The sequence below is a fragment of the Ruegeria hyattellae genome, assembly GCF_041537925.1.
Lineage (GTDB): Bacteria > Pseudomonadota > Alphaproteobacteria > Rhodobacterales > Rhodobacteraceae > Ruegeria_C.
On sequence record NZ_JBGOSH010000007.1, the window covers coordinates 190,672 to 216,586 of the forward strand.

Genomic DNA, 25,915 nt, shown 5'->3' on the forward strand with positions numbered 1-25,915 from the left:
TGGCTGGTTGGTCTTTGACAGAGTTTAGGATTGTCCGATGATCGACTTCAAAGGTGCGCATTACCCAAAGTCGGTGATCCTATACGCGGTCTACTTCTATGTGCGCTACGGCGTCTCCTACCGCGACCTGGAAGAGATCATGGCAGAACGTGGGGTATCGGTTGATCATGCGACGCTGAACCGCTGGGTCGTGAAGTACTCGCCTTTGGCCGCTCGCGCAGCTCAGAAACGGAAGGCCAATACCGCTGAATCCTGGCGCATGGATGAGACCTATATCAAAGTCCGCGGTGAATGGGTGTATCTGTATCGAGCCGTAGATCGCAACGGGCAAACCCTTGATTTCATGCTTTCTGAGAAGCGAGACACCAAGGCTGCAAAGAGATTCTTCGCCAATGCTCTGTCCAACAATGGCCTCCCGAAGCGGATCACCATTGACAAAAGCAGGAGCAACGCGGCCGGGATCAAGGAAGTGAACAAAATCTTCAAGCGATTGCAGATACCGGTTAAGATCGGCACTGTCAGATCAAAGTACCTAAACAACATTATCGAGCAGGATCACCGCTTCATAAAGAGGCTCACGAGACCGATGCTCGGCTTCAAGAGCTTCGCCTCTGCGGCCGCGACACTAGCAGGAATCGAGACGGCCAACATGATCCGCAAGGGCCAGCTGGGATCTTCGACAAGCGGATTCCGTCAATTCGCAGGGCTCGCTGGATAAAAACTGCCAGTCAAAGCGATAGCTTTGAACCACGCCAAAGTTTGCGACACAGCCACTTTTTTTCTTCCGCCGCGAGGCGGCCGGAAAACGCCTTGTTCGCGTCCTCCTGAACCTTCGCCCATTTGACGACCTCGGTCACACACAGTGCCATGGCCCCGATCTGCATCTTTTCCTGGGCCAGCCGTTTGCGGCAGGTTTCCGCGGATTTTCGCAGCTTGTCAGTGCCGTGATAATAGATCGCCTTCATGTCGCTGATTGAGGTTTCCAGATCGGTGATGTTCGCCTCGATCTCGGCGATCTTCTTCCTGAGATCGGTGACGCCGAGCGCTTCGTCAGCCCCCCAAAAGATGTCATTGAAGTTTTCCCACATGGTCTTGATGGTGGCCTTAGAGTGACTGGGGATGTGGACCACGTCGCCCGGCTCGATTGATTTGGGGTCGCCGCGCTCCTTGCGCAGCTTGGAATTGTAGGGGGCCTTGAAGATTTTCGAGACTGCGGACGTTGGAAAGCCGCGGGCCTTCAGAACCGACGCGAGTGTTTCGCCCTTGCGCATAGTGTGCGGGACGATGTTGAACCATGAGGTTGCCATGAGAATCCCCCGTGACGTTACAGCAACGATGGCGGCAGTCGGGAAGTCTTGGGTAAATACTAGGCCAGTAAAGGCGCGAATAATAGCGGCTATGGGTTGGTCTAGGAAATCTCACTTAGGCATTTACTTCACTGGTGCTCCAATAGGACCTGCATTGCGGTTGGCAATGTTCACGAAGTGCATGCAGCGGCAGTTCAAGCGAAGCGCAGCATTCGTCAATGAGGGCTCTTCTGGACCCTTCGCCGCGCAAACCACGACCATCCGGTCCCAGAAGCGTGGCCCTTCGCTGCGACGTGCGTGAACTCAACAGATGCGGGACAATCCGGCCTTTTGCTGGCGCTGCTATTGCTGACGCAGAAAATTCTCGCGATTGCGGCATGTTTTGTCGCTGCCGTGCATCCAAATCGTCGGAGCGGTCGTTGAACGCCAGCATTGGGCACCATTTCTAAATGACTGTTTCGCCCCAAGGCTGTCCAACGAGAAAGGACCGGCAAAACCTTGCTTTCGTGGCACGACAGTACACCCCCTTGTTGTGCGACGAGCGCAAGAAAAATTCTTCAGTGTACCGTTGGTCGACGGATAATACCGGGGTACGTGATAAGGGTCGAATTCCTTCGCACAATTCGCTTTTGCGGCCATTCCCGCGCATGATGGTACAGAGGCCCAGCCAGCTAACTTGTCACATGTGGCTTCCAGGTAAGTCGTTCTGAAGTTCCGAGGGCGCGAGACAGATGCAAACCCCGCCGTGCATCGGATTTCATTCTGTTTCGGTCGTCACGTGCAGTAGGCTCGTGGCAAGATCCGGAACGGTTGTCGAAGGCGAAAATTTGATGAGCGAAGGCACGAACGCGGAAGCTGGTGAAGACCCCTATTGGCATCTTCATGATGAGGATTTCGAGGCTCCATTCATGACGCCGCGTCTGACTGCGGAAGGATCGGTCTTCATGGGCGGGCGCAACGTCGTTTCGTTGAATGGGGATTGGCGCTTTGCCATCGACCCGATGCGCGAAGGCTTGCGTCAGCGTTGGTTCGAACATGATGATCAGCCGATCGATGACTGGATTGTTCCGCGCGACTATGACGAAGGGGGATGGCAAACGACGTCTGTGCCGGGGTGTTGGAGCACAGAGCGCGAGGAGTGGCTGCGATACGAAGGTGCGGCCTGGTATTCGCGCGAGTTCGAAGCCGAGACGCCGACAGGCGACCATCGCGTCGTTCTGAGGATCGGCGCCGCGAACGAGCGTGCGCGGGTGTTTTTGAACGGAGTGTTTTGCGGGCTTCATTTGGGTGGCTCGACACCTTTTTTTGTCGATGTCACGCAGCACCTTCAACAGGGCAAGAACCTTGTGATGATCGAGGTCGACAGCACCCGCCGTGCCGACGCAGTGCCGATGCACCATACAGACTGGTTCAACCATGGCGGCCTTTACCGAGATGTCGAACTGGTCACGGTGCCTACCGTACACATCTCACATCTGTTTGTGCGATTGGTGGAGAACGGTGTGGCGGTGGATGTGGCACTATCTTCGGGCGAAGACGGGACGGCGGCTGTGGATATCGCCGGCCTGATTCAGGGGCGGATCGATGTTCGCGCGGGCGCGGGCGCGGCGACTCTGGATTGCGCACCCGAGCTTTGGTCGCCGGACACCCCTCGGCTTTATGATGTCACCGTCAGTTTCGGCGCGGACCTGGTCGCCGACCGGGTGGGGTTTCGCAGCATTGAGCGGCGGGGCCAGGAATTGTATCTGAACGGGCGCCCTCTGCGCTTGCGTGGCATCGGCGTACACGAGGAAGACCGCGATGTTGGCAAGTACAGTAACGAAGCCGATATCCGCCGCCGCTTTGCACATCTAAAAGACCTGAGCGCCAATATCGCCCGGGCCGCGCATTATCCTCACCACGAGCTTGTCGCACGCATTGCAGATGAAATGGGCATTCTCTTGTGGGAGGAAATTCCGGTCTATTGGGCGATCGCTTTCGACAATCCGCCGACCTTTGAGAACGCCCGCAATCAGCTTGTCGAACTCATTCGCCGCGACGCAAATCGTGCCAGCGTGATCCTTTGGGGCGTTGGCAACGAGAACGCCGACACCGACGCGCGGCTGAAGTTCATGCGCGGGTTGGTTGAGACAGCGCGCGCCGAAGACCCGTCGCGCCTGGTCACGGCGGCCTGCCTGATCAACCGCGAGACGTTCCTCATCGAAGACCGGCTGGCCGACCATTTGGACGTGATCGGTCTGAACCAGTACTTCGGTTGGTACGAGCCAGGTTTCGAGGGGCTGGAGCGGTTATTTGAGAACTCCGATCCGGACCGCCCCGTTGTGATCTCGGAAACTGGTGCCGACGCGGTGGCGGGAATGCACGGGCCAGACAGCCAGTTGTTCACCGAAGAGTATCAGGCAAAGGTTCTGACCCGGCAAGTCGAGATCGCAGCGCAGACCGAGTATGTCGTCGGTACGTTCATCTGGCTGCTTTACGATTTCCGCACGGACAGGCGGCAGACCCGGCATCAACGAGGATGGAACCTGAAGGGTGTGATTGCCGCGGACAAGATCACGCGGAAGCTGGGGTTTGCCGCGCTGGCGCAGGCGTATCAGCGGCATTTCCGTGACCTTGATTAGAGTGCTTTGAGGAACTCAAAAACCGCCCGACGCATTTCGGGGGTTTCCTGGTGCCCGGTTGATTTGCTCCGGAAAATCGTCAGTTGATCCGGACAACTCGCATAGGCGGCTCGCAGTTCGGCAAGTGCCGGATCGACCGCTTCGGCCGGTGTTAGCGGGTCCTGATCACCGATGCCCACAAACTGCGGACGGGGTGCGATTTGACCGGCGATTTCACCGTTGGAGGCGACGTTCAACAGCCCCGGGATCGTCAGGTATAATCCATGCAGGTCATGGGCACCGCTGCGAATAAGCTCTGCGAAATCGGCAAAGCAGCAAAGCTGCGCTAAAGCAGCGACCCGTGGTTCGGCAGCGGCCAGCCAGTAGCCAAGGGTCGCTCCCATCGAGATCCCGAACGCGCCCACACGGGTCTGGTCGATGCCGTCTTGTGCGATCAGCCAGTCAAATGCAGCGTGAAGCTCCCCGACCATCTGGCCCGCCAGTGACTTACCCTGCCAAAGCGCGGCCTTGGTCAAATCGCTTTCCGTTCTGTCCGTTCGTCCGCCGAATCCGGGCAGATCAATGCAGAATACCGCAAATCCTTTGTTAACGAGCATTTGCCCCATCGGACCTTGCAAAGCGGGTCTGCCGTCCAGAACTTCGCGCGCGCCTATGTCGTAGCGGTTGCCATGGGCGTGAATGTAAAGAATGGCGGGGGCCCCTGACGTCGCATTGGGGGTCGCAAAGAAGGCCCGAACTTCTTCGCCGATGCCTGAGGAGAACGTCAATTCCTGAAAGCTGCTGTCGGGGACCGGGCGGGTCCGCTCCGGAAGGAGTATCAAAGGGTGGTGGCCAATTTTGAAAAGCTCTCTCAGCCGGTCACGCAGATCGGGATGTGTCACGGCTTGAAACCGTCGCAGATGGGCAGGCTGCGATCAATCGGCACGGTCACACGCTGACCGCTGCGATCCGAGTGATAGATCGCCGCCGCCAGTTCGATCGACGCGATTGCGTCGTTCAGAGAGACTTCTGCTCCGGTCCGGCCATCCAATGCATCGGCGACCGCAGCGCAAGATCCGGCAAACCCTTCATGCGGGCAATCGATCGCGGCCACGATGCGGTCAATCTCATCCTGCCGGTTGGGATCCCGCGCCTGAAATGTCCAGGTCGCTTCGCCGGGCGTGTAGGGAAGCCGAGTGCTTTCAACTGTCATGTCGTCATAGATCAGTCGCAACCGGCTGGTGTCATCTGCCGCACCGAGAGTGATCGACGAGGTCGCCGTTGCGCCATTCTTCATGCGAAAGGCGATGGCCGCGCAATCCTCTGTTTCGATGGGATTCACCCGGGTTGCAAGGCTTGCGGAAACCTCTGCCACTGGCCCGAAGGCCAGAACCAGCAAGTCGTGGGCGTGGATCGCGTGGCTGAGCACCACGCCGCCAAACTCGTGCTCCCATGTGCCGCGCCACGGATTGGCGTAGTATTCGCCGCCGCGGTTCCAGTGGGTTTCCAGCGATGCGGTCAAGGGGCGCGAGAGAAGCCCCGCGCGCCGCAGCTGCGCTAAAGCCTCGAACGCACGGCCAAAGCGATATTGGAACACCGGGAAAATCCGCCCCTTCGATCCGGCCTCAGCCTCGGCCAGCCGATCTGCGTCACGCAGCGATCCGGCAATCGGTTTTTCGACGATGACGTGCTTGTCCTGGGCGAGCGCTTTGAGAGTGACAGGCACGTGTAAGGGCGGCGGCAGGCAGATGTCGACAACATCGACCGCCGGGTCGGCGATCACGTCGTCCAGTGACGCACTGGTTTCGGCACCGGCCTGCGACGCAAGCCTCTGTGCCAGTTCGGTATTCAGGTCGCAGATATGGGTCACGGTGAAGCGGTCGCGCAAATCCAAGTAGGCGGCTAGGTGCTTTTCCCCGATCCCTGCGCCCAATATCGCGACGGTTCGGGTCACCGCAGCGCGCCCAACCGAGTGGCCGTTGCCTGCGCCGTCAAGGCAAGCTCCGTCACTTTGAAGCAATGTGCCTGGCCCATCGCGGTTTCAGAGCGGTTGTTCACGTCGCTGATCAGCCGTTCGAAATAGGGCAAGGGCGCATCCGACGCGTCGATGTGTTCGCAAGCGTCGCCGTTGACGAGAAAGACGTGGTCGGTGCCATCGCGCCCAGCCACGTCGACATATTTGCGTAGCTCGATATAGCCTTCGGTTCCAAGGATGGTCAGCCGTCCGTCGCCCCATGTCGGCAAACCGTCGGGCGTGTACCAATCCACGCGGATATAGCCCTGTGCGGTGTCGGAGCGAAGCATGATCTCACCAAAATCCTGCAGGCCGGGGTCATTCGGATTGGCGAAATTCCCGACGCTTGAGGTGACGATTTCGGCGTCTGATGACCCGGTGAAGAACAGGAACTGATCCACCTGATGCGAGGCGATATCACCCAGAATCCCGCCATATGAGGCTTCGTCGAAGAACCAATCAGGCCGGGTGGGTCGGTTCAGCCGGTGCGGCCCCAACCCCACGGTTTGCACAACCTGCCCGATGCGACCCTCGGCAATCAATTCCGCCGCCCGTGTCACCGCTGGCACTTCGAAACGTTCCGAGAAGTCTATCGACCAGATGCGACCCGTCTGTGCAACGCAGGCCTTGATGGCAGCAAGTTGATCAAGGGTCGTGCAGCCCGGTTTGTCGGTCATCACGTCCTTGCCAGCGCGCATCGCCTCGATAGCGCGGTCGGCTCGGCGGACAGGCACATCAGCGATCAGGATCATATCGATCTCGGGATCATCCAGCAATTCCCGTCGGTTGGCGAGCCTTGGGATGTCTGGGAACCGCTTCGTGAACCCCTCCAGCGGCTCCGGCTCGCCTTCCGTCCACCAACCCTTGCAGGTACAGCCAAGCGCCTGCATCTTATCAAGCTGGCCAAAGATATGCCGGTGATCAATGCCGATCACGCCGAGTTTGAGGGGTTTCATATCTCTATCCTTTGACGACTTGGGTTTTTTGACCACTGCGTGACGATGCCTCAATAGCGGTGATCAGCCTGTGCACGTGCAGCGCTTCTGACCCGGTGACCCGTGGCGGATGGCCCGCCCTGATCGCTGTTGCGAAATCCGCAATCAGCGATTTGTGCCAATCATAGGGAAAGGCCATCGGGTCGGCGCCGCCACCGGTGGTGGCTTCGCTGCCGAAAGTCTCGACCCGGCCATCGCGCCAGTGGACGGTCAGGACACCGGATTTGAGCGATGCCGATCCGTTGTCGCAGTCGAACTTCAGGCTTTCCGCATCACCGGGGAAACTGGCAGTGCTGGCAAAGATCGACCCGACCGCACCGCTTTCGAACTCGACCACGCCAGCCGCGAAATCCTCCGCCTCCATCCGGTGAAACGGGGTTGTTGCGCAGAGGGCTTGCACAGCGGCCACGGGGCCGGTCATGGACAGCATAAGATCCAGTGTGTGAATGGCTTGACTGATCAACACGCCGCCGCCGTCACGGGCGTAGCTGCCACGGCCCGGTTCGTCGTAGTAACTCTGGCCCCGCCACCAGGGCACTTCGGCGCGCACTACACGGTTTGTTCCAAGGGCACCCTCGTCCATCAGTTTGGCCAGCGCTTCGGAGGCGGCTCGAAACCGGTGCTGAAAGACGACGCCCAGCGAGACATTGGATGCGGCGCAAAGATCGACGATCTCGGCGGCGGCCTCTGTCGTGCGTTCCAGCGGTTTTTCGGTCAGGATGTGTTTGTTCTGACCTGCAAAGAGCGAGATCAAGTCCAGCCGCGCATTCGGCGGCGTGATCAGCAGCAGCGCATCGACCGTGGGGTCATGGGCCAACGCTTCAACGTCGGTGGCCTCGGGGAAGCCATAGGTTTTGCAAAACTCCACGCGTGCCTCGGCGGAGCGCGCATAGCAGCCGCGGACGTCAATCTGATCCTGGAGGTTTTTCAGGGCAAGCGCATGGGGTTTGGCCGCCATACCTAACCCGACGACGGCCAGTCCAATCCGGTCGCTCATCCCGCCACCCGATTGACAATTACCTGACCATCGGCATCGAACAGATGCATGTCTTCAAGTTCGAAACTCAGGGCCAGTGTCTGGCCGTTGACGACCGGCAGCTGCCCGGGTTGATGAACCGTGATCTGTGGCAACCCCTCGACGTTGCAATAAAGATAGGTTTCGCCGCCAAGCTGCTCGGCAAATGCGACTTGACTGGTGGTGTGACCGATTTCATCGTTTCCAACGCGCACATGTTCGGGCCGGATGCCAAGCGTGCAACGGGCTCCGTCCGTCAGGCCATCGACCTTGGGAATGGTCACCGAAAGGTTCGGCGCGGTCAGGGTCCAACCTTCGGGGCCGTCCACGGCGGTTGTCTCGATAAGGTTCATGCGGGGCGAGCCGATGAATCCGGCGACAAATACGTTTTGCGGGTTGTTGTACAGATCCAGCGGCGCCCCGGTCTGTTCGATGCGACCGCTTTGCAGAACGACGATCTTGTCGGCAAGCGTCATCGCCTCGGTCTGGTCATGGGTCACATAGATCATCGTGTCGCCGATATTTGCGTGCAGCGCTGCTAGTTCCTTGCGCATCGTGACCCGCAGCTCAGCGTCAAGGTTGGACAGAGGTTCGTCCAGCAGGAACGCCTTGGGCTCGCGCACAATTGCGCGGCCGATGGCAACGCGCTGGCGCTGCCCCCCCGACAAAGCCTTCGGCTTGCGATGCAGGTAGTCCGTGATCTGAAGCATCTCTGCCGCCTCGCGCACCCGGCGTTCGATCTCGGGTTTTGGCATCTTCGAGTTTTCAAGCCCGAAGGCCATATTCTTGTAGACACTCATATGCGGATAGAGCGCGTAGGACTGGAACACCATCGCCAGTCCGCGCGAAGAGGCGCTGACGTTGTTGACCGGCTCGCCGTCGATTTCGATTGTGCCGGAGGTGACGGTGTCCAGACCGGCGATAAGGCGCAGCAGCGTGGACTTGCCGCAGCCGGACGGGCCAACGAAGACGCAGAATTCTCCTGATCGGACGGTCAGGTCAATGCCGTGAATAACCTCGACATCGCCATAGGATTTGCGAATTTCTTTCAGCTTGATTTCAGTCATGGGCCGGGTTTCCTGGTCATCGGCTGCGCATTTTGGCGGCAAGTTTCGGGTCCGCTTTTTGCATCCGCAGAGGCGGCAGTCCCTTCAGGATCTGGCCGATGTCATCCAGCATCATTTCGCGGATGCGGGCGTAGGAAGCATGAAGGCCACCGGCAAGATGGGCCGAAAACAACACGTTCGGGGTGGTTCTGATTTGGCTGTCATCGGGCACGGGTTCTTCCGGGTAAACGTCCACGGCGGCGCGGAAAGCGCCAGCGCCAGCGAGTGCCAAAAAGTCATTGAATTCAACAATCCCCGCCCGCGAAGCCAGCACCACGGTTGCATCGTCGCGGATGGTTTCCAGTAGGGGGCGGCCCAGAAATCCCTCGTTGTCCGACGTGACGCCAGCCAGCAGGAACAGCACGTCGGAGCCGCTGAGTGCGGTTTCGAGCGAGACCGGCTCCAACCCCTCGGACCGCAGAAAGCCGTCTGACAGCCAAGGGTCATGCACCATCAGTCGCACGCCGAAGGGGCGCAGAAGCGGGGCCAGCGCGCGGCCCAGATTGCCATATCCGATCATCGCAACTTCGGCGCCATAAAGGCATTTCGCACTGCCGTTGCCCGCGACCCCATAGGCTTCACGTCCGGCGCGGAATAAGGGATCGGCCAAGTGCAATTCGCGCAACAGCGTGATCGCCTGTGCGAGACAGAACTCGGCTACGGCGGGCGCCATGGCCGGTGCGGCAGACAGTACCTGGATTCCGCGCGCATGGCATTCGGAGTAGTCGATGTTGTCTTCCCAATTGGCTTTCACGTTCAAGATCGCCCGCAGGTTCGGCGCTCGGTCCAGCCGTTCTTTCGGCATCGCGGTTTGGCCAATCAGAATGGTCATGACGGCCAGATGCGCCTCAACTAGATCGTCGGGCGCGCGTGATCCCCAATGGGCAACCACACGACCCATATCCGCCAGTGCGGCAGCACAGTAGGGGGTGTAGACCATCGCCTCGTTCCGCGGAAACGGGTCCATAAAGATCAGATTGTCTGTCATTTCATTCCTGAACTGGCGATGCCGGTGGTGATGAATTTTTGCAGGAAGGCGAACACGACCACCACGGGGATCAGCGTGACCACCGTCATCGCCAGAATGTAATGCCACTGCACGTCCAGCTCGCCCTGGAAAGCGTTCAGCCCGACCTGCAACGTGTAAACTTCTGAGCGGTTCAGTACGATCAGCGGCCAGAGAAATTCATTCCAGCGCCACATGATCGAGAAGATTGCCAATACGGCGATGGCGGGCATTGCAAGAGGCAACACGACCTTCGAATAGATCGCCCATTCCGAGGCGTTGTCCATCCGCGCAGCTTCGATCAGATCTTTGGGGATGGTCAGCATGTATTGGCGCAACAGGAACACGCCAGTTGGCGTTGCAGCGCCGGGCAGGATTACAGCCCAAAGCGAATTGATCATCCCCAGTTGGGTGACAACCAGATAGACCGGCACAAGGATCACGGTGATCGGTATCATCAGGGTGCCGATGACGAACAGCATGATGGCGTTACGCCCACGAAATTCGTAGATGCTGAGGCCATAGGCGGCCATCGAATTGATCAGTAGTGTCACCAGAGTGGCCACAACAGTGACGATCACGGAGTTCTGCAGGAACCGCACGAAGTTGAACCGTTCTAGGGGATCTACATAGTTTTCAACTGCTAGACGGAATTCGCGGACCTTGGTGCGCTGGTCGATTGGCACCTTGAATTTTTCGTCTGGGTTTCCTGGATCGACCATCTGACTGACAATGCCGATACGTCGCACCTGAGCCATTTGCTTGGTTGTGCCGTCTTCCATCGCGACATCAAACAATAGCAGAGGCTCGTCATATCCTTCGACCTCGACCTCGATCTGACCGAGGGGAAGGAATGTCGGCGGAAATTCGACCAGTCCAGCCGGGGTTTTGAAGGAAGACATCACCAACCAGATGACCGGGCCGAACATAAGCAGCACGCCAAAGACCAGATAGATGTAAGTGAAAACGTCGCTCCAATGCAATTTGTCTTGTCCGCGCCGAGCGGTGATCAACGTGCCGATGGTGCGCATTGTGGAGGTGTCAGCCATTGTCGCGTGCCCGTGTTGCTGCCAGTTGGGTCATCGTCAAAATGAACAAGATCACACCCAGTACGACCGAGGCTGCCGAGGCCAGCCCAAAGTTCTGCACCTGTTCAGTGAAGCCGGTATTGTAGATGTATTGCACGATGAATTGCGTGGCCGTGCCTGGCCCGCCGCCCGTCAGCACGAAGACCTCGTCGAATATCTGCACACCTTTGATCAGGGCCAATACGATCACGACCAGAAGGTTGGGCCACAACAGTGGCAGGGTGATGCGCCAGAAAACCCGTTCCTTGGACGTGCCGTCCATTTCGGCGGCCTCGTAAAGGTCGGGCTGGATCGCTTGCAGGCCCGCCAGCAAGATCAGCGTGTAAAAGCCCATGTGCGCCCAGATCGACACAAAAACAGCCCAAAACATCGACCATTCGGGACTGACGAAAAACAGGATCTTATCCATCCCTATCGACACAAGAAACGCGTTCAAAATGCCATCGCGCAGCAAGACCCACTTCCAGATCAGCGCCACGACAACTGGTGACAGCAGCACCGGAAAGAAGAAGACCGCCCTGAAAAAACCGCGCGCCCTGATCTTTTGGTTCAGGATCAGCGCCGTGATCAGCGAGAACAGAACAAGGAAAGTGACCTGAAAAACGATGAATATCGCAGTGTTGTAAAGGCCTTTCCAGAACCGGTCTTCGCGGCATGTGATCGGATCACCGAAGGTCTCGCATTCCAGAAGAAAGCCGTATTGTTCGGTGCCGGTGTAAACCCGGTCGCTCAGATAAAGCTCGGTGCCGCCGGTGAGAGAAAACGCGAAGTTGATGAATAGTGGGATGACGACAAAAATTCCAAAAAACGCAAGATTTGGCAGAAGAAATATCCAAGGCATGCGTTGAATGCCGACCAACCGCTGTATCGCAGAAAGCGGATAGTCGAGTCCCTTGAAAAGCACCCGCAAAGGCCAGGCCGCCATCGCTGACAGCCGGTCAATGATACCAACCCGGTCTGTCTTGAGGTCGTCCATGATGCTGCCTCCATCCCTTGCAAGGTCAGGGCCGATCCTCTTTGGACCGGCCCCAATCGCGCTTACTCGCGCTCTTTTTCAGCCAGTTGCTTGGCCACATCGTCTTCCATCCGCTCATAGGCCTGATCCAACGTCATTTCGCCAACGATGGCTTCGTTCAGGCGCGAGATCAGAGCGTTGAACAATACGCGGTTGTTCTTGTAGCCCTGCAGATCAAAGGCGACAGGCGAGATAGTTGGAACCGCACCTGAAAAAGTCTCCAGCGCGTGCTTGGCGCGCGGGTCATCGGTTGCGAACTCAACACCGCCGGTGGCGAGTTTCAGGTGGCCCGGAATGAACAGCGTCTTGCCATAGAATTCAGCTAGGTTTTCCTCTTGTGCTAGGAAATCCATCAGTTTGCCAACTTCTGCGGGATGTTTGGTATCCTTCAGGGCGACCAGCGCTGCACCACCCGGCATGCCCGTGCAGGCAGCTGGACCACAAGGGGCTGGCACGGCCCACCAGTCAAACGCGTCACCGATCTTGTCGGCAAATTGTGGGATCTGCCACGAACCCGACATGTAGAACACCACCTGCGCGTTGGCGAAGTCTTCGTTCGCGCCCAGATAGGTCGAGCCGGAAACCGAGCCCCAAAGCTCTTTCGACATTGTGCCGTCTTGATGCCAGTCATATAGCCGTTGGGTCATTTCCTTCAGGCCGTCATCCACCAGTGCAGGCCCGCCTTCAGCGTTGAACATCTGTGCGCCCATTGCAATCGCCGGGCCAGACACACGGTGACCGGAGCGATCCCAAGCCATCGGGATCGGAATATCCAGTTTTTCGGCGACCTGGTTGACCGCAGCAGCCCAGTCATCCCAAGTGGCACCGCTACCCGGCATGGCGACCTCGGCCTGTTCGAACAGGGTCTTGTTGACGTAAGGCCCGGTTACGGTCAGTTGGGTCATGAAGCCCGAGATTTGATCCGAGTCCGGAGCTAGCCAATCAAGGAAGGGGCCAAAGCTGGCCTCCCAATAGTCGGGGTCCGAAACATGCGGCGTCAGGTCGAGGTAGAACTTGTTCAAACCGCCAAGGTCGGTGACGCGCGCAAGGTCTGGGCCCTCTCCCGCAGCCAATTGGATCGGCAGCGATTCGATGATCGACTTATAGGGCACAACATCAAGCGTGACCGAGATATCGGGGTTTGCAGCCTCGAAACGGTCCAGAAGCGTTTGCATCACTTCGCCCTCGTTGCCGTCGTTGTACCACATCATGCGCAGTTCGGTTTCCGCCATGGCCGCACTGGCCATCAGCGTCGCCGCGACGGCAGACGTTGCCAGCAGTTTTCCAATAGCAAAAGTCATAGTGATCCTCCCTTGGGTTGGTTTTGTCTTTCTTCATCCGGCCCTGAACTATCGGGCAGTTTCTTCATCTCTCCGTATTCGTCGAGTTCCAGAACCGAGTTTACATGGCCATGCATCGCCCTTGCGGCGCCATCGGCATCGCCAGATCGTATTTCATCAATTATCTCAGTGTGTTCTTCATAAGCGCGCTGCGATCGCATCGCGATACCCGCCATAAGTAGATAGCGCTGGCGATCGACATGCCCTTTGATCGACAGAGCCAGTTTCCAGGCACGTGGCACGCCAGCAAGCCGGGCGAGCTCGGCGTGAAAGGCTTCGTCCTGAACGAAGAATGCAGCGTAGTCGTCGCGTTTTGCGGCGCTCTGCTGAATCTCCATGATCGGATCAAGCGAGCTTAGGTCCGCGTTCATGTCAGCCAACCTGCGGACTACCGCAGTTTCCAGGGCCGCCCGTAAGAACACGGCCTCCTGAAGTTGCGTTACATCCAATTCAGCCACCGTCGAGCCCACATGCGGACGTGTGTTGACCAGCCCTTCAGATGCTAGTTTCTGCAAGGCAGCGCGAAGCGGCGTGCGGCTGATGTTCAACGTGTGGGCAAGTGATGCTTCGCTGATCTTGGCGCCCGGAGGTAGTCGGTTGTCAACGATACGGACCCGCAAATAGTTGTAGACCTGCGGCGTGATCGGCAATGTATGATCGATCTCTTGAGAGTAAAGTAGCGCCTCGTTGGTCATTGGACGGCCTCACGGCTGAGGCCAGCAATCACGCCGCGAATTTCTGCAAGCCCCTTGAGACGGCCCACGGCAGGATAGCCCGGGTGCAGATCAGCGTTGAGATCCGAGAGGATCTCCTGTCCATGGTCCGGGCGCATCGGGATCTGGGCATCCTTTCGGTTTTTGCGACGGCGTCTCGCCTCTTCGGCCAAAATCACATCAATGACGCCGACCATATCCACTTGCCCTGCAAGATGTTCGTCTTCGAAGAACGAACACGGTTTCTGTTCGCTATCGCGCGTCACGTTGCGCAGGTGCAGGAAGTGGATTTTCGGTGCAAACTTGCGCGCGATTGCAACGCAATCGTTGCCGGGACTTGCGCCCAGCGATCCGGTGCACAGCGTCATCCCGACAGAAGGGCTATCGACCGCATCCAGTACAAAGCCATAGTCTTCCGCAGACGACATGACCCGAGGAAGCCCCAGCAATGGGAACGGCGGGTCATCGGGGTGGCAGCACATTCGCAGCCGTAGGCTTTCCGCTGTGGTCACGACTTCCGACAGAAACTCGATATGGTTCCGCCTTAGTTGATCGCGGTCGATGTCTGCATAGCAAGCAATCGCGTCGCCGAGTTCCGTCAAAGTCCAGGATTCGGTCGCGCCCGGAAGACCTGCGACGATTGCCTCCGTTAACGCCGTTTTCCCCGCGTCGCTCATCGCGGAAAAGCGACGCTTGGCGGCTTCCAGCGTTGCGTCGTCATAGCTGTCCGCGGCGCCATCGCGGTTCAGGATGAAACAGTCGAACGCGGCGAATTCGATCAGGTCAAATCGCATGGCCGTACCACCATTGGGCAGCGGCCAGCGCAAATCTGTCCGTGTCCAATCCAGAACCGGCATGAAATTGTAGCAGATTGTCGAGATGCCAGCCTCGGCCAGGGCCATCAAGGACGCCTTATAGGCCTCGATGTGGGCGTGATACTCTTTGCTCTTGGTCTTGATCGCTTCGGAAACGGGAAGGCTTTCTGCAACTTCCCATTCCAACGCTCCCTGGGACATCGTCCTGACTTCTTCCTGACGGATCCGGATATCTTTAGCCGTCCAGGCAATCCCCGGCGGGATATGGTGAAGCGCCGTCACGACACCTGAGGCACCTGCCTGATGTGCACTCGACAGGCTCACGCGGTCGCGCAGTCCAAACCATCGCCAAGTCTGCCTCAAATCGCGCCCTCCCCCTATATTGACATCCTCCTGCATACCGGTATACCGGAACACCACGGCTGTCAATTGCATCACCAACGCCGGAACTCGCTGCTATCTTGATCAAGCCTGTACGGCTGAGAATCTAAATTGGAGGTGCGCCGTGGCGCTTGATCCGGATCGGTTATTCCCAATTGACCCAGGAGCAAGGCAGTTTGCTCGGGAGCTTTATGAAACGGTCTCAGGCCTGCCGATCATCAGCCCCCATGGACATACCGACCCGCGCTGGTTCGCTGAAAACCAGGAGTTTCCCGACCCTGCACAACTGTTCGTTACACCGGATCACTATGTTTTCCGGATGCTTCACTCGCAGGGGATTCCGCTTGAAAGCCTTGGTGTCGCGCGCGTCGATGGCGGGCAAACGGAAACTGACGGGCGCAAGATCTGGCGGTTATTCGCGGAAAACTATCATCTGTTTCGGGCAACGCCGTCCCGGATGTGGATTGACCACAGCTTCGAGAACGTGTTCGGCTTGGATGGCGTTTTGTCGATAGAAACGGCAGATGCTTTTTACGACCACATCGCAGACTGCCTTGCGCGGGATGAGTTCCGTCCACGTCAGTTGTTCGACCGGATGGGAATCGAAGTGCTTTGCACGACGGAAAGCGCCATTGATCCGCTGAACTGGCACAAGATGATACAAGATTCCGACTGGGACAGTCGCGTGATCACCGCCTATCGACCGGACAATGTGGTTGATCCGGAAGTTGAGGGCTTTGCCCGAAACGTCGCCATACTGGGCGAGTTGACGGGGGAAGACACTACAACTTGGCCGGGGTATCTGGCCGCGCACCGCGAACGTCGCGCATTCTTCAAGACATTCGGAGCCACCTCATCTGATCACGGTCACCCGAGTGCACGAACGGAGTGTCTGCCGCGGGATGACGCCGCCGCCTTGTTCGCCAAGGCTTTGCTAGGGGCTTGTTCCGCCGACGAGGCGGACGCATTTCGCGGACACATGCTGACCGAGATGGCGCGGATGACCCTGGATGACGGGCTGGTTTTGCAGATTCATCCCGGATCGCTTCGCGATCATTCGGCTTCCATGATGGGGCGTTTCGGTCGTGACATCGGGTTCGACATTCCGACGCGCACCGATTTCGTCCGCGCCCTTCGCCCTCTGCTGGACGAGGTTGGAACTGACCCCCGCCTGACCGTCATCGTCTTCATGTTGGACGAAACCACGCTGTCGCGTGAACTTGCGCCCCTGGCTGGGGTCTATCCGGCGCTGAAACTTGGGCCTCCTTGGTGGTTCTTCGACAGCCCCGGCGGCATGATGAGGTTCCGCGAATTGACGACCGAGACCGCTGGGTTCTACAACACCGTCGGCTTCAATGACGACACCCGCGCCTTCTGTTCGATCCCGTCCCGGCACGACATGGCGCGGCGGATCGATTGCGCCTATTTGGCCAAACTGGTCCGAATGGGGAAATTGCAGGAAGATGACGCCTTTGAGGTCGCCCATGACTTGACTTATGGCTTGGCCAAGAAAGCCTATCGACTATGACAACCGAACCGACTCTCTGGTCGCGCCGAGTTGCCGCCCCCGGTGTCGGGATTGTGCATCATGGGGTTGGGCGCGTTCTCCCGGTCTTTCGGGGCTGAAATGGTAGAATAGGCCACGACGGCCTCGGGCGGGGATTGGAGGATCAGCGCTGTCAGCCTGCGGTCACGTGAAATTCGTAATCGTTTGGCACCACAAGGCAACGTCTATAAGGCTATCGATCTAAGCAATGACAGGCAAGAGACCCGGATTGTCACTTCGGTGTGTGACGTAGTCTTCGCCCCGACGAACCCCGACGCTCTGCTAAATCGATTGGCCGATCTAGGTGTGAAAATCTTGTCCCTGACCGTGACCGAAAATAGCTATTGCCACATCCCCAGCACCGGCGCGTTGGACACAGCCCATCCGGACATACCGCACGACATTCGACACCCGGAGCCGCGCTGTGCAGTTGGCTATCCGGTCCGGGCTCTGGACGCGCGCCGAAGCTCGGGTCACCGGCCTTTCACAATTCTCAGTTGTGACACCTGCCCGGCAACGGGCATATCGACGGAAGGTTGTTTTGGGCTTGGCCGAAGCGATTTGTCCGTGACCCGACTGTCAGGGTTCAAGCGTTCGTGGTGCTTCGCTTGAATGGCCAGTTTGTCCGCCGCACAGCAGCTCTAAGAACTGCACATCTGAGGCGAAATTCAGATTGTGAGCATACGCAGCGGAAAACTGGCACTTCCGATATGGGCTCTTTTGAACCCTTCGCCGCGCGCCGCACGAGTGGCCGTTTCGGTACTTGTCGACTTTCGCTGCAAACGGCGTGAACTGGTAAGACGGCGGGACAAAGTGAACTTTCGCGGCGGCCGCACCATGTCTGTTACTGGGTTCAAGGGCGTCAGTTACAATACCGTCAAGACGCTTCGTAAAGTCTGCAAAGGGCGCGATCTTAACGACTCTTTTCGACCAGGAAATCGATCATGGCACGCGTTTTCGCTGGCAAGTTGTCGCGGCTGGCGTAGATCACGTGAACACCAAGCGGCGGGTTTTCGAACTCCGTCAGGATGGGAACCAGGGTTCCGGCTTCCAGTTCTGTCTGACACGCTATTTGCGGGAGACGAGTAATCCCGCGACCTGCTAGCGCAAGCACTTTTTCGGTGTGTGCATCGTCGCATCGTACCCTTGGTGAAATTGGCACCGCAATCACCTCGCCATCCGGGTCCAAGTATGTCCAGCTTTGAGTTATTCCGTGAAAGGAGAAATCAATCAGGTCGTGGTCTTTCAGATCGCCGGGGTGATGCGGTGTGCTATTGCGTTTCAAATAGGATGGGGATGCCACGGTAAGACCCCGCGTACGCAGTATCTCCCGCGCGACCAGATCAGACGATGGCAAAGTCCCGATCCGCACCAGCAAATCGATCCCTTCGCCGATCATATCGGAATGGCGTTCAGATATGTCCAGGTGCAGGTCAACGTCAGGGTAGCGGTCAAGAAATTCAGGCAACCATTGATTCAGCCAACCGTGGGCAAAGACCACCGGCACGCTCATCCGCATTTCTCCAAAGGGCCGGTCACCTATCGAATGCAACCGGTCCTGCATGGCATGGGCATCTTCTACCATCCGGCGAGCGTTCTCATAATAGATGCGGCCGGATTCCGTTAGGCTAAGCCGCCGCGTTGTCCGGTTCAAAAGCCGCGTCCCTAGCCGCGTTTCAAGCCGCGCGATCTCTTTGCTGACGTGGCTAGGTGTATGCCCTAACAGCTTGGCAGCCGCGCTCATGCTTTCTTGCGCCACCACTGCGCAGAACAGAACCATGCCGTCAAAGAGATCTTTATTATGATCCATTTGGAATAGATGCCGTTCCAACTGAGATATTAAAGTTTGATACAGGCAAAGTTACCTTTGTTGCAAGCAAAGGAAAGGCACAGCCATGTTGGACATCAGAAACTTCGATCACATCGGCATCCGCATCAGCAATCGGGACGCATCCGTCACCTTCTATGAGTTGTTAGGGTTCGAACTGATCGCTGACGGCGGTTATGACAACGGTCATCCGCTGGTGATGCTGCACCCCTCCGGGATCAACATAAACCTGTTGGGGCCGGCAACGGCAAAAGCGGGTGCAAACGTCTTGATGGACGAGACCGAGAAATACCCCGGCATCACCCATCTGGCCGTAAAGGTGAAAGACGCTGAAGCGACCGAGGCCTTTGTCATAGAAAACCACATTGAGATCACCGGGCGGCGCGAATTCCGCGGCACCAAAACCATCTTCATCCGCGACCCGGATCGCAATGTGCTGGAGCTTGTTGGCCCCGGTCCCTCAGTCGCGCAGCTGATCGCTGAACATGTGCACGGCTAAAACCCTTCCCCCAAAAGGAGCTACTACCATGACCAGTTTCTTCAAACCCCTTGCTACGGCCCTGAGTCTGACTATCGCTGCCACAGCACTGCCAGCACACGCAGAAACCCCGACGATCAAAACGGTGGATGGTGTCGCTACATATCCAGAAGGCTATCAGGGCACACCTGCTCGGGCCGCTGACGAGGACCCGTTTCTGTCGCCCACCAACTCGGCACTGATCCTTATCGACTACCAGCCGCCAATTCTGGCGGGCGTCAGGAATATCGATCATGAAGACCTGATCAACAACACCACAGGTCTGATTAAGACGGCTGTTATCTATGACATCCCGATAATCTTCAGCCATGTTGCTGTGGGCCTGAATGACTATGATCCGATGATCGAGGAACTGCGCGAATTGGCACCGAACGCGGTCTTTATCGACCGGACCAATGTCAACGCCTGGGAGGAACCAGAATTTGTCACTGCGGTCGAAGCAACCGGCCGAACAAAGCTAATTATGGGTGGTCTCTGGACGGACGTCTGTCTGGCCTACCCCGCGATCGAAGCCGAGATATCTGGTTATGACGTCTACGTGCCCGAGGACGCCGTCGGTTCAATCTCCCAGCTAAGCCACGAAAACGGTATGCGCCGTATGATTGAGGCCGGGGTCGAGCCGATCACCTGGAACGTCGTTCCGGCAGAACTGCAACGGGACCACGCCCGCACCGACAAACTGCAAGCCGTCACCCGGGTGTTCATGGAGCATCTGTTCAAAGTCGACCCAGACACAACCTGGTAATCCAGAGCAGGTCAGGGGCTTCGGTCCCTGACCTTCTATGCTGCGTTCAAGATCGTCCGCGTCCACCCAACATAAGAACCTTCTACGATGAAGCTCTATTCCGCCCCCGGCACCTGCGCCACCGCGATGCACAACGTAATCATCATCGAACTGTTTGACATCGTGCACCACTTTGCCCCGCTCTATAGGTCAACAGGTCGACGTTCGGTTGATTTGGAACTGAAAATCCGATTGCTTCTGGTCGGCTACGAGCCGGGTTTCCGATCTGAGCGAAGGTCATAGGACCAGCGTCAATACTGAACTGGAAGTCTGGTAGATGTCACATTGGGCTATTAGATACGCGACATTAGACAAAACAAGAAGCAGGGTTACCGGTGAACAATAGGTTAAGCGAACAACACAAAAACGCCATCGCGCAGTGGGCCGCACAGCATCCGATTATCCGCAAAGTGGTTTTGTTTGGGAATCGCGCGCGCGGCACGCAAACCGCAAACAGCGATTTTGACCTGGCAATCCAGGTCTTTCCAGCAAGTCCGCATCGCCATGCGCAAATGGCCTACATGGACTGGAAGGACCGGCGCGTGGAAGATCTTGAAGCCGCGCTCAATCACAAGGTCCAGCTTGAGTGGTTTGCATCCGGAGCGGGGCTGGCCATTGAAAGATCAATAAAGGACGAAGGTGTCACGATCTTCTTTCGCCAGAACTTCGCGGGTGAATTCAGTTGATGTGGTTGGAGTATCCTCACGCGACCCCTTCTTAGCTCACGCGCAGCAAACACTATTGGACAGCATTTTGCGAATGCGACCGAGGGCTGCGAAGCCCTCGGTTTTGATGCGGGACTGCTATGGAGCGTTCTCCCGTAATACCCTGACGGCAACCGGTCGCCTTTGATCCCCGGTCTTGCGGAACTGGATAATCACGTCGATCATTGAGCGGCAGTATTCCAGGATTTCGGAATAGGTCAGACCTGTGTCGGCCTGCAGGACCATGAGGGCGAGGCGCGACAAAGCGGACTCCGGTGATGCGGCGTGCAAAGTTGATATCCCGCCTGGATGGCCTGAGTTGATCGCGGACAGAAAGTCATAAGCTTCGGCACCGCGCAGCTCCCCCATGATGATCCGCTCGGGCCGGAACCGCAGGCAGGCTTTCAAAAGATCGCTGCTTGATGCGTGCTGGTTCACCACCAGAGACACGGCGTTGGGCTGACCGGGGCGGATCTCCAGGACGTCCTCAATGGTCATGATGCGCTCGGAGGGGTCAACCTCCGCAAGACAGGCGCGCAGCCATGTCGTTTTGCCGGAAGACGTCCCCCCCGACAAAAGGATGTTCCACTTGGCTTTCACGGCTGCGCGCAGGAAATCCCCAAACCCACCATTCTCGTATGCTTCGAACACAGCAGCGTCAGACGGATCCACACCGGATTTCAGATCAGTCATGTTCGCGTCCAGATCCGGCAGGCCCGCCATCAGGTCATCAAGCGACATTTCCTTGGCAACGGCCCTGCGCAGGGCAAAGGCAACGCCATCCTCCACGGCGGGCTTGACGGCAACCTGGGCCCGCCACAGCGAGCCTGCGATCTCAAACTGGGAACCGGCCAGTGGTGTTTTGGCCGAGATTGGATTGCCGCCCGCCAAATCCTGCGCAAGCGCCTGCGCATCATCTTCGCTCAGCGGGTCGTCAAGCTGGCACATGGCGGGATCGCCGCTGCGTTCGACCCAGACCCGGCCGTCTGGGTTCAGAACGATCTCAGACAGGCGCGGATCGGAGAGCAGCTGCTCTCCGAACACGCGGTGCAATGTACTTTCGAGATGGCGGCTCACCGACTGATACCCCGATCGCCTTTGGCGCGATCCTCACGTTCACGACGCCTGCGATCCTGAACTTCGGGGTCACGGTCGATCTGCCGTTCAACATTCTTCACGTCCCAGGCTTTCCTTGTGACGTTGACCTTCTCAGGCTCGTCCGTCTCCGGATTTCTGCGCGACCGGGTGACTTCCTCTTTGCCCGCTTCAACAAAGGTGGCCTTGTCACCGATCCTGATGTTGTTGCGCGTCATCTGGTCCTGAAGGGCCGTGCCCCAGATCCGCTGCGGTTCGTCCTTCCCTTCAACCTTCATATCGACATGGAAAGACCTGCTGCTGGGATCGTCGGAGCGCACCAGGCTTTCCTTGGCATCAACGATGACACCGGTGACGCCGGTTTGCGCGATCTGCTCAACGCGTTCTGTTCCCCGCTCGATCCGAGGGGGCTGCCTTGGGCGGGAGGGGTCGCGCTGCGCATCATTTTCACGTGGCAGCTGTTCGCCCGCCTCCGGTAAAAACACGCTTGGCGACATAGCATGGTCAGGGGACCGGATGTTCTCACGCGGCGCGCGGTCAATGTCCGTGGCGGTCCAGGCCCGTCGCTTGGTTTGGATGGATTTCTCTTCGCCAGCTTCCTTATCGACCTTCTTGACCGTCACCATCTTGTGACCGTCATGGGCAAGCGTGGCGGTGTCGCCAACGGCGAGGTTCTGGCGGTCCATCATGTCCGGCAGATCAACGCCCCAGACGCGGTAGGGCTTGTCGCGGCCCTCTATCTTCAGGTCCACATAAGGCGAGAGACTGTCCTTGTCCTCTTTGTCAAAGAGCGCCGAACCTGTGGTGACAATCTGACCCCGCACGCCGCTCTTGAGGTCGGGACGCGCCGGGCGCTGATCAGCTGGAGCCGGTGTTCGTGCGTCGGTGTTGCTGGTCTGTCGGGTGGGATCTGACCGCTCGCTACCCTGAGATTGATCGGGCGCGCGACCAGTCACGCGTTCATGTATGCGGTCCTCGATCTCAAGCATACGTCCGCCGATCGCCGCCTTGTCATAGCCCAGACCCTTCATTCTCCTGATTTCGTCGTCAACGCCCCGGCCAACCTTGTCCTTCAGGAACGCATCCCCCCTGCCCTCACCAAAGGCGCGGTTGATATCGCGGATCTCGCCACGAGCGTCGCGGTAGATTCTGGCGGCATCTTTGTATGCGGCCTTCATGTCGATCCGCGCCTGGTTCTCGCTGAGGGAATGTGCGTTGGCCAGGGTCTGCACGTCGCGCTCGAACCATTTTTCACGTGTCTGGCGATCCACATCAGCGCCGTTCCTGATACGCGAAAGAACCAGGTCGCCATTCATACCCATAGTTTCGAACCGCTCGGCGACCTTGAGATCTGCTTCCTTCAATGCCGCTTTGGTCGCATCACTACGCGGATCATTCGAGACTGCTTGCGGATCTGCCCGCTCCTGACCAATTGCCTGCGTCCGCGTTGGATCTGCTGCATCCCGTTCCGCTGCACGGCGTTGCCGGGTCGGATCAGTGTCATTGCGGCCAACTTCGACGTCATCGTCGCGCTCCAGACGCTTGCCAAAGAACGCCTTTGTTTCCTCATCCATCAACGGTTCATAGTCGCGCAGGACACGCGATATCGCCGCCTCTGTCTGGCTCCGCTTGTCCTCATCCTCCATCGCATTGGCCTTGTCCGTCATGCCCTGGATAAAGCTGCGGATGTCGCTGCCAATCGCTTTCATCTCGCCTTCTATGCCCGGTGCCTGTGCCGGGTCCATCCGGTTGGCGACTTGTTCGTTCATGTCGATGTCCTCATTCGTGAGAACCCCGCCCCGCAGCAGGATTTTGGCTGCGCCGAGAACAGCCGTTGAAAAACTGCCCAGGGTCTCGGCCCGCCCCGGGTAATGCGTTGTGAAAATGCCCTGATCCACACCGGCATGATGGGACCGGAGTGTTTCGCCCAGGGCGGCATAGTCTGCGTTGCGCTGATCCTTCATCATCTGCAGCTGGTCCGGTGTGACCGGCTGTTGACGGCCCGCACCATAGAACGGAAATCCGCCGCGCCGGTCGGGCCTCGGCCGCTCACGCAGGTCCCGGCCATCGCGGCGCGCGTGAATACGGGCGCTGCTCTCGCGTTCCGGGCGCAGATTGCGGCTGAACCGGCTGGTCGCGTTCAGGACAATGCCAACGTCTCTTGCAGTTTCCGCCTGCAGATCGCGTAGCTCCTGCATGGTGATACCATACCGCCCGAGGTGCAGGGTTTTTCCGGTTTGAGCCGCGCGATTGACTATCAGGTGAGTGTGCGGATAGGCGGTATCCCTGTGGTGCGCCATGACGAACTTATACTGACCACCATAGTCCCCGCCCGTCAGATGATGTGCGAAGTTTTCGGCCGCAACTTCTGCCGCATGGGACTCCGTGTCCTTCGGGTAAGAGACGATAACATGGTAGGTGTAATTGGTGGTCCGCGCATCCATCCGCTTCCAGTCCTGCGCCCAATCCTTCTGCACGGCTTTCAACGCATCCATGCCGTCCAGCAGTTCGCCGGTCTCACCGCGCTCAGTGGTTATGGTGCCCTGACGGGAAATGTACGCCAGCTGACCGCCAAGCCGGCCGGCAGAGGTTACACCCCCACCCGGCACGATCTTGACGACGGCCTGTTGCGCCAAAAGCGAATTTGCGATGATCCCTGCCGGGCCACCTGAAAGGCCCTTCGGCCTCGGTGATCGAGGACGCAGGCCCTGCCCCTGACCTGGTGCGCCCGGGCGTGGCTTCAGGCTTGGGATCAGTTGGAACTCCCCGAAGAGCTGCTCCCAGGCCGGGTCGTAGGCATCGACGAGACTGTGACTGCTCATCGGGCCGGTCCCGCGTCTGTCTCTGCATGATCTTTGTCACTACCAAAACTGCTCGGGCCAATTCGAGAATCTACTGCGCCAGCCTCGTATAGGTTGGTCAAAAACAGCCGTCTCAGGTGGTCAGGTGTGATCGAGTACGGGCTTAAATGAAGTGTGCAACCTGAGATCGGAACCCGGTTGATGATCAGGTCCGAGTACATTTGCCCGGACCCCTGATGATCTACAAGAACAAACCGGTAGTCTCCTCCGAACTCTCCGCCTGTCAAGTCAGCTGCAAAATTTTGGGCCGCAACAGACACGTAAAAGGGATCTGCGTCGAGAGGGTATCTGAGGCGGATATGGTAGGTGAATTTTTTCACGCGCGAAGACGCAAATCGCCAATGCGTGACCCAACGGTTCTTGAGAAAACCTACCGCCTCATAGCCACAGTTGGTCTGAAACGTTTCGCCGCAAAGAAACTCAACAGACTCACTCTCGATAACCCTGAAAAGCAGGCCTTGTAGTCCACGGGCGGATTGGACGCCTCCCCTGGCTACGATGGAAAGCGCAAACCCATATTCGTTCAGCAACTTTGAAGACACTGGCTCGATCTGTGAAAGCTTCTCCTCAAGCAAGAGCTGTGGGCTTTTTTCACGTGCCGGCATCGACAGGAACCGGTCCCAGACCCGATCGCCATCGCCAAACGGATCGCTCATTTCCTGGTCTCCAACAGCATCCGTACCTTTGGAGACTCCCGATGGGCCCGCTGTTTTTCAGCACGCCTTTCGATGTCCAATGCCCAGGTGAAAGAGCGGGTCCTGGTGTCCTCAATGTAGTTTTCCAACACCTTGCGCAGCTCATGGATTTCTTCATCCATCTCAACCAACAGCTCTTCTGTCCGCCTATTCAGGCGGAACTTCCCGGCGTTGGCCGCTTTGGCCATCTGATTGAGATTGCCCGCCATCCCCCGCAATTGCACCACCTGCTCCTGGATGCGCAGCAGTCTTTTCTCTTCGAGATTGGGAAGTCTGAGCGCGACGCGCAGCCCAACACGGATCAAACTCGCCAAGCTGCGAAGCTGCATGGCCTTTCGACGCTCTTTCAGGAGCGCCAATTCATCCTCATAAAAACGGACAGTTGTGGTGACAGATTTGGGTACGCCAGACGGCATCGGGGCGGCTCTCCTCGATCAGAAATCGGGCGAGGCCCCCGCAGGCCGCGCAT

23 protein-coding genes and 1 pseudogene are annotated in these 25,915 nt (G+C 58.1%); 7 read left to right on the forward strand and 17 right to left on the reverse strand.

What is annotated here, in order from left to right:
- Positions 1-37 precede the first annotated feature (37 nt).
- Positions 38-718, forward strand: a complete 681-nt coding sequence (locus AB1E33_RS17685) for an IS6 family transposase (protein ID WP_372578590.1) — start codon at positions 38-40, stop codon at positions 716-718.
- A gap of 10 nt (positions 719-728) precedes the next feature.
- Here the strand turns inward: AB1E33_RS17685 and AB1E33_RS17690 are convergent, their stop codons facing one another.
- Positions 729-1,307, reverse strand: a complete 579-nt coding sequence (locus AB1E33_RS17690) for a hypothetical protein (protein ID WP_372578591.1) — start codon at positions 1,305-1,307, stop codon at positions 729-731.
- 830 nt (positions 1,308-2,137) lie between these two features.
- Here AB1E33_RS17690 and AB1E33_RS17695 point away from each other — a divergent pair.
- Positions 2,138-3,928 (forward strand): glycoside hydrolase family 2 protein, encoded by a 1,791-nt coding sequence (locus AB1E33_RS17695; RefSeq protein WP_372578592.1) that lies wholly within the window; start codon positions 2,138-2,140, stop codon positions 3,926-3,928.
- Here AB1E33_RS17695 and AB1E33_RS17700 read toward each other — a convergent pair.
- The 11 genes from AB1E33_RS17700 to uxuA all read right to left on the reverse strand — a co-directional run bounded on the left by AB1E33_RS17700 (position 3,925) and on the right by uxuA (position 15,377).
- Complete coding sequence (locus AB1E33_RS17700) at positions 3,925-4,809, reverse strand: alpha/beta hydrolase family protein (protein ID WP_372578593.1); 885 nt, start codon at positions 4,807-4,809, stop codon at positions 3,925-3,927. The genes AB1E33_RS17695 and AB1E33_RS17700 overlap by 4 nt on opposite strands.
- The gene (locus tag AB1E33_RS17705; RefSeq protein ID WP_372578594.1) at positions 4,806-5,861 is read right to left on the reverse strand and encodes a Gfo/Idh/MocA family protein; all 1,056 of its coding nucleotides are present in this window, start codon (positions 5,859-5,861) and stop codon (positions 4,806-4,808) included. The genes AB1E33_RS17700 and AB1E33_RS17705 overlap by 4 nt, the downstream gene beginning before the upstream one ends.
- Positions 5,858-6,877, reverse strand: a complete 1,020-nt coding sequence (locus AB1E33_RS17710; protein WP_372578595.1) for a Gfo/Idh/MocA family protein — start codon at positions 6,875-6,877, stop codon at positions 5,858-5,860. The genes AB1E33_RS17705 and AB1E33_RS17710 overlap by 4 nt, the downstream gene beginning before the upstream one ends.
- A gap of 4 nt (positions 6,878-6,881) precedes the next feature.
- A complete protein-coding gene (locus tag AB1E33_RS17715; protein ID WP_372578596.1) occupies positions 6,882-7,913 on the reverse strand; it encodes a Gfo/Idh/MocA family protein in 1,032 nt (343 codons plus the stop codon).
- Positions 7,910-8,998, reverse strand: coding sequence for an ABC transporter ATP-binding protein (locus AB1E33_RS17720; protein WP_372578597.1), 1,089 nt, complete (start codon positions 8,996-8,998; stop codon positions 7,910-7,912). The genes AB1E33_RS17715 and AB1E33_RS17720 overlap by 4 nt, the downstream gene beginning before the upstream one ends.
- A gap of 16 nt (positions 8,999-9,014) precedes the next feature.
- Complete coding sequence (locus tag AB1E33_RS17725) at positions 9,015-10,025, reverse strand: NAD(P)-dependent oxidoreductase (RefSeq protein WP_372578598.1); 1,011 nt, start codon at positions 10,023-10,025, stop codon at positions 9,015-9,017.
- Positions 10,022-11,092, reverse strand: a complete 1,071-nt coding sequence (locus AB1E33_RS17730; RefSeq protein ID WP_372578599.1) for a carbohydrate ABC transporter permease — start codon at positions 11,090-11,092, stop codon at positions 10,022-10,024. Before AB1E33_RS17730 ends, AB1E33_RS17725 begins: the two co-directional genes overlap by 4 nt.
- The gene (locus tag AB1E33_RS17735) at positions 11,085-12,107 is read right to left on the reverse strand and encodes a carbohydrate ABC transporter permease (RefSeq protein WP_372578600.1); all 1,023 of its coding nucleotides are present in this window, start codon (positions 12,105-12,107) and stop codon (positions 11,085-11,087) included. The genes AB1E33_RS17730 and AB1E33_RS17735 overlap by 8 nt, the downstream gene beginning before the upstream one ends.
- Positions 12,108-12,169: 62 nt before the next feature.
- Complete coding sequence (locus AB1E33_RS17740) at positions 12,170-13,447, reverse strand: ABC transporter substrate-binding protein (RefSeq protein WP_372578601.1); 1,278 nt, start codon at positions 13,445-13,447, stop codon at positions 12,170-12,172.
- On the reverse strand, positions 13,444-14,181 hold the full coding sequence (locus tag AB1E33_RS17745; RefSeq protein ID WP_372578602.1) for a GntR family transcriptional regulator: 738 nt from the start codon (positions 14,179-14,181) through the stop codon (positions 13,444-13,446). Before AB1E33_RS17745 ends, AB1E33_RS17740 begins: the two co-directional genes overlap by 4 nt.
- A complete protein-coding gene (uxuA, locus tag AB1E33_RS17750) occupies positions 14,178-15,377 on the reverse strand; it encodes a mannonate dehydratase (protein WP_372578646.1) in 1,200 nt (399 codons plus the stop codon). The genes AB1E33_RS17745 and uxuA overlap by 4 nt, the downstream gene beginning before the upstream one ends.
- Positions 15,378-15,519: 142 nt before the next feature.
- Here uxuA and uxaC point away from each other — a divergent pair, with 142 nt between their 5' ends.
- Both uxaC and AB1E33_RS17760 read left to right on the forward strand, forming a co-directional pair.
- On the forward strand, positions 15,520-16,923 hold the full coding sequence (gene uxaC / locus AB1E33_RS17755) for a glucuronate isomerase (protein WP_372578603.1): 1,404 nt from the start codon (positions 15,520-15,522) through the stop codon (positions 16,921-16,923).
- Between the two features lie 135 nt (positions 16,924-17,058).
- Positions 17,059-17,553: pseudogene (locus AB1E33_RS17760) on the forward strand (mannitol dehydrogenase family protein); the annotation flags it as partial.
- A gap of 301 nt (positions 17,554-17,854) precedes the next feature.
- On the opposite strand, the gene AB1E33_RS17765 reads toward AB1E33_RS17760, so the two are convergent.
- Positions 17,855-18,751 carry a LysR family transcriptional regulator gene (locus AB1E33_RS17765; RefSeq protein WP_372578604.1) on the reverse strand — a complete coding sequence of 299 codons (897 nt, stop codon included), beginning with the start codon at positions 18,749-18,751 and terminating at the stop codon, positions 17,855-17,857.
- 85 nt (positions 18,752-18,836) lie between these two features.
- On the opposite strand from AB1E33_RS17765, the gene AB1E33_RS17770 reads away from it, so the two are divergent.
- The 3 genes from AB1E33_RS17770 (at position 18,837) to AB1E33_RS17780 (ending at position 20,777) form a co-directional block, all read left to right on the forward strand.
- The gene (locus tag AB1E33_RS17770) at positions 18,837-19,268 is read left to right on the forward strand and encodes a VOC family protein (RefSeq protein ID WP_372578605.1); all 432 of its coding nucleotides are present in this window, start codon (positions 18,837-18,839) and stop codon (positions 19,266-19,268) included.
- 28 nt (positions 19,269-19,296) lie between these two features.
- On the forward strand, positions 19,297-20,052 hold the full coding sequence (locus tag AB1E33_RS17775) for an isochorismatase family protein (protein ID WP_372578606.1): 756 nt from the start codon (positions 19,297-19,299) through the stop codon (positions 20,050-20,052).
- Between the two features lie 374 nt (positions 20,053-20,426).
- A complete protein-coding gene (locus tag AB1E33_RS17780; protein ID WP_372578607.1) occupies positions 20,427-20,777 on the forward strand; it encodes a nucleotidyltransferase family protein in 351 nt (116 codons plus the stop codon).
- A 117-nt stretch (positions 20,778-20,894) separates the two neighbouring features.
- On the opposite strand, the gene AB1E33_RS17785 is transcribed toward AB1E33_RS17780, so the two are convergent.
- From AB1E33_RS17785 to mobC, 4 genes are read right to left on the reverse strand one after another with little or no spacing between them, the layout of a single operon-like run.
- Entirely contained in the window at positions 20,895-21,872 is a 978-nt protein-coding gene (locus AB1E33_RS17785; RefSeq protein WP_372578608.1) for an ATPase, T2SS/T4P/T4SS family, read from the reverse strand.
- Positions 21,869-24,712, reverse strand: a complete 2,844-nt coding sequence (locus tag AB1E33_RS17790; protein WP_372578609.1) for a relaxase/mobilization nuclease domain-containing protein — start codon at positions 24,710-24,712, stop codon at positions 21,869-21,871. Before AB1E33_RS17790 ends, AB1E33_RS17785 begins: the two co-directional genes overlap by 4 nt.
- Complete coding sequence (locus tag AB1E33_RS17795) at positions 24,709-25,407, reverse strand: hypothetical protein (RefSeq protein ID WP_372578610.1); 699 nt, start codon at positions 25,405-25,407, stop codon at positions 24,709-24,711. Before AB1E33_RS17795 ends, AB1E33_RS17790 begins: the two co-directional genes overlap by 4 nt.
- Entirely contained in the window at positions 25,404-25,862 is a 459-nt protein-coding gene (mobC, locus tag AB1E33_RS17800; protein ID WP_372578611.1) for a plasmid mobilization relaxosome protein MobC, read from the reverse strand. The genes AB1E33_RS17795 and mobC overlap by 4 nt, the downstream gene beginning before the upstream one ends.
- Positions 25,863-25,915: the final 53 nt, after the last annotated feature.

Excerpts from the sequence above, each read along its gene's own strand:
- AB1E33_RS17685 (WP_372578590.1), top strand. The coding sequence starts at position 38 with ATGATCGACTTCAAAGGTGCGCATTACCCAAAGTCGGTGATCCTATAC.
- AB1E33_RS17690 (WP_372578591.1), bottom strand. The coding sequence starts at position 1,307 with ATGGCAACCTCATGGTTCAACATCGTCCCGCACACTATGCGCAAGGGC.
- AB1E33_RS17695 (WP_372578592.1), top strand. The coding sequence starts at position 2,138 with ATGAGCGAAGGCACGAACGCGGAAGCTGGTGAAGACCCCTATTGGCAT.
- AB1E33_RS17710 (WP_372578595.1), bottom strand. The coding sequence starts at position 6,877 with ATGAAACCCCTCAAACTCGGCGTGATCGGCATTGATCACCGGCATATC.
- AB1E33_RS17715 (WP_372578596.1), bottom strand. The coding sequence starts at position 7,913 with ATGAGCGACCGGATTGGACTGGCCGTCGTCGGGTTAGGTATGGCGGCC.
- AB1E33_RS17720 (WP_372578597.1), bottom strand. The coding sequence starts at position 8,998 with ATGACTGAAATCAAGCTGAAAGAAATTCGCAAATCCTATGGCGATGTC.
- AB1E33_RS17725 (WP_372578598.1), bottom strand. The coding sequence starts at position 10,025 with ATGACAGACAATCTGATCTTTATGGACCCGTTTCCGCGGAACGAGGCG.
- AB1E33_RS17730 (WP_372578599.1), bottom strand. The coding sequence starts at position 11,092 with ATGGCTGACACCTCCACAATGCGCACCATCGGCACGTTGATCACCGCT.
- AB1E33_RS17735 (WP_372578600.1), bottom strand. The coding sequence starts at position 12,107 with ATGGACGACCTCAAGACAGACCGGGTTGGTATCATTGACCGGCTGTCA.
- AB1E33_RS17740 (WP_372578601.1), bottom strand. The coding sequence starts at position 13,447 with ATGACTTTTGCTATTGGAAAACTGCTGGCAACGTCTGCCGTCGCGGCG.
- AB1E33_RS17745 (WP_372578602.1), bottom strand. The coding sequence starts at position 14,181 with ATGACCAACGAGGCGCTACTTTACTCTCAAGAGATCGATCATACATTG.
- AB1E33_RS17765 (WP_372578604.1), bottom strand. The coding sequence starts at position 18,751 with ATGGATCATAATAAAGATCTCTTTGACGGCATGGTTCTGTTCTGCGCA.
- AB1E33_RS17770 (WP_372578605.1), top strand. The coding sequence starts at position 18,837 with ATGTTGGACATCAGAAACTTCGATCACATCGGCATCCGCATCAGCAAT.
- AB1E33_RS17775 (WP_372578606.1), top strand. The coding sequence starts at position 19,297 with ATGACCAGTTTCTTCAAACCCCTTGCTACGGCCCTGAGTCTGACTATC.
- AB1E33_RS17790 (WP_372578609.1), bottom strand. The coding sequence starts at position 24,712 with ATGAGCAGTCACAGTCTCGTCGATGCCTACGACCCGGCCTGGGAGCAG.
- AB1E33_RS17795 (WP_372578610.1), bottom strand. The coding sequence starts at position 25,407 with ATGAGCGATCCGTTTGGCGATGGCGATCGGGTCTGGGACCGGTTCCTG.
- mobC (WP_372578611.1), bottom strand. The coding sequence starts at position 25,862 with ATGCCGTCTGGCGTACCCAAATCTGTCACCACAACTGTCCGTTTTTAT.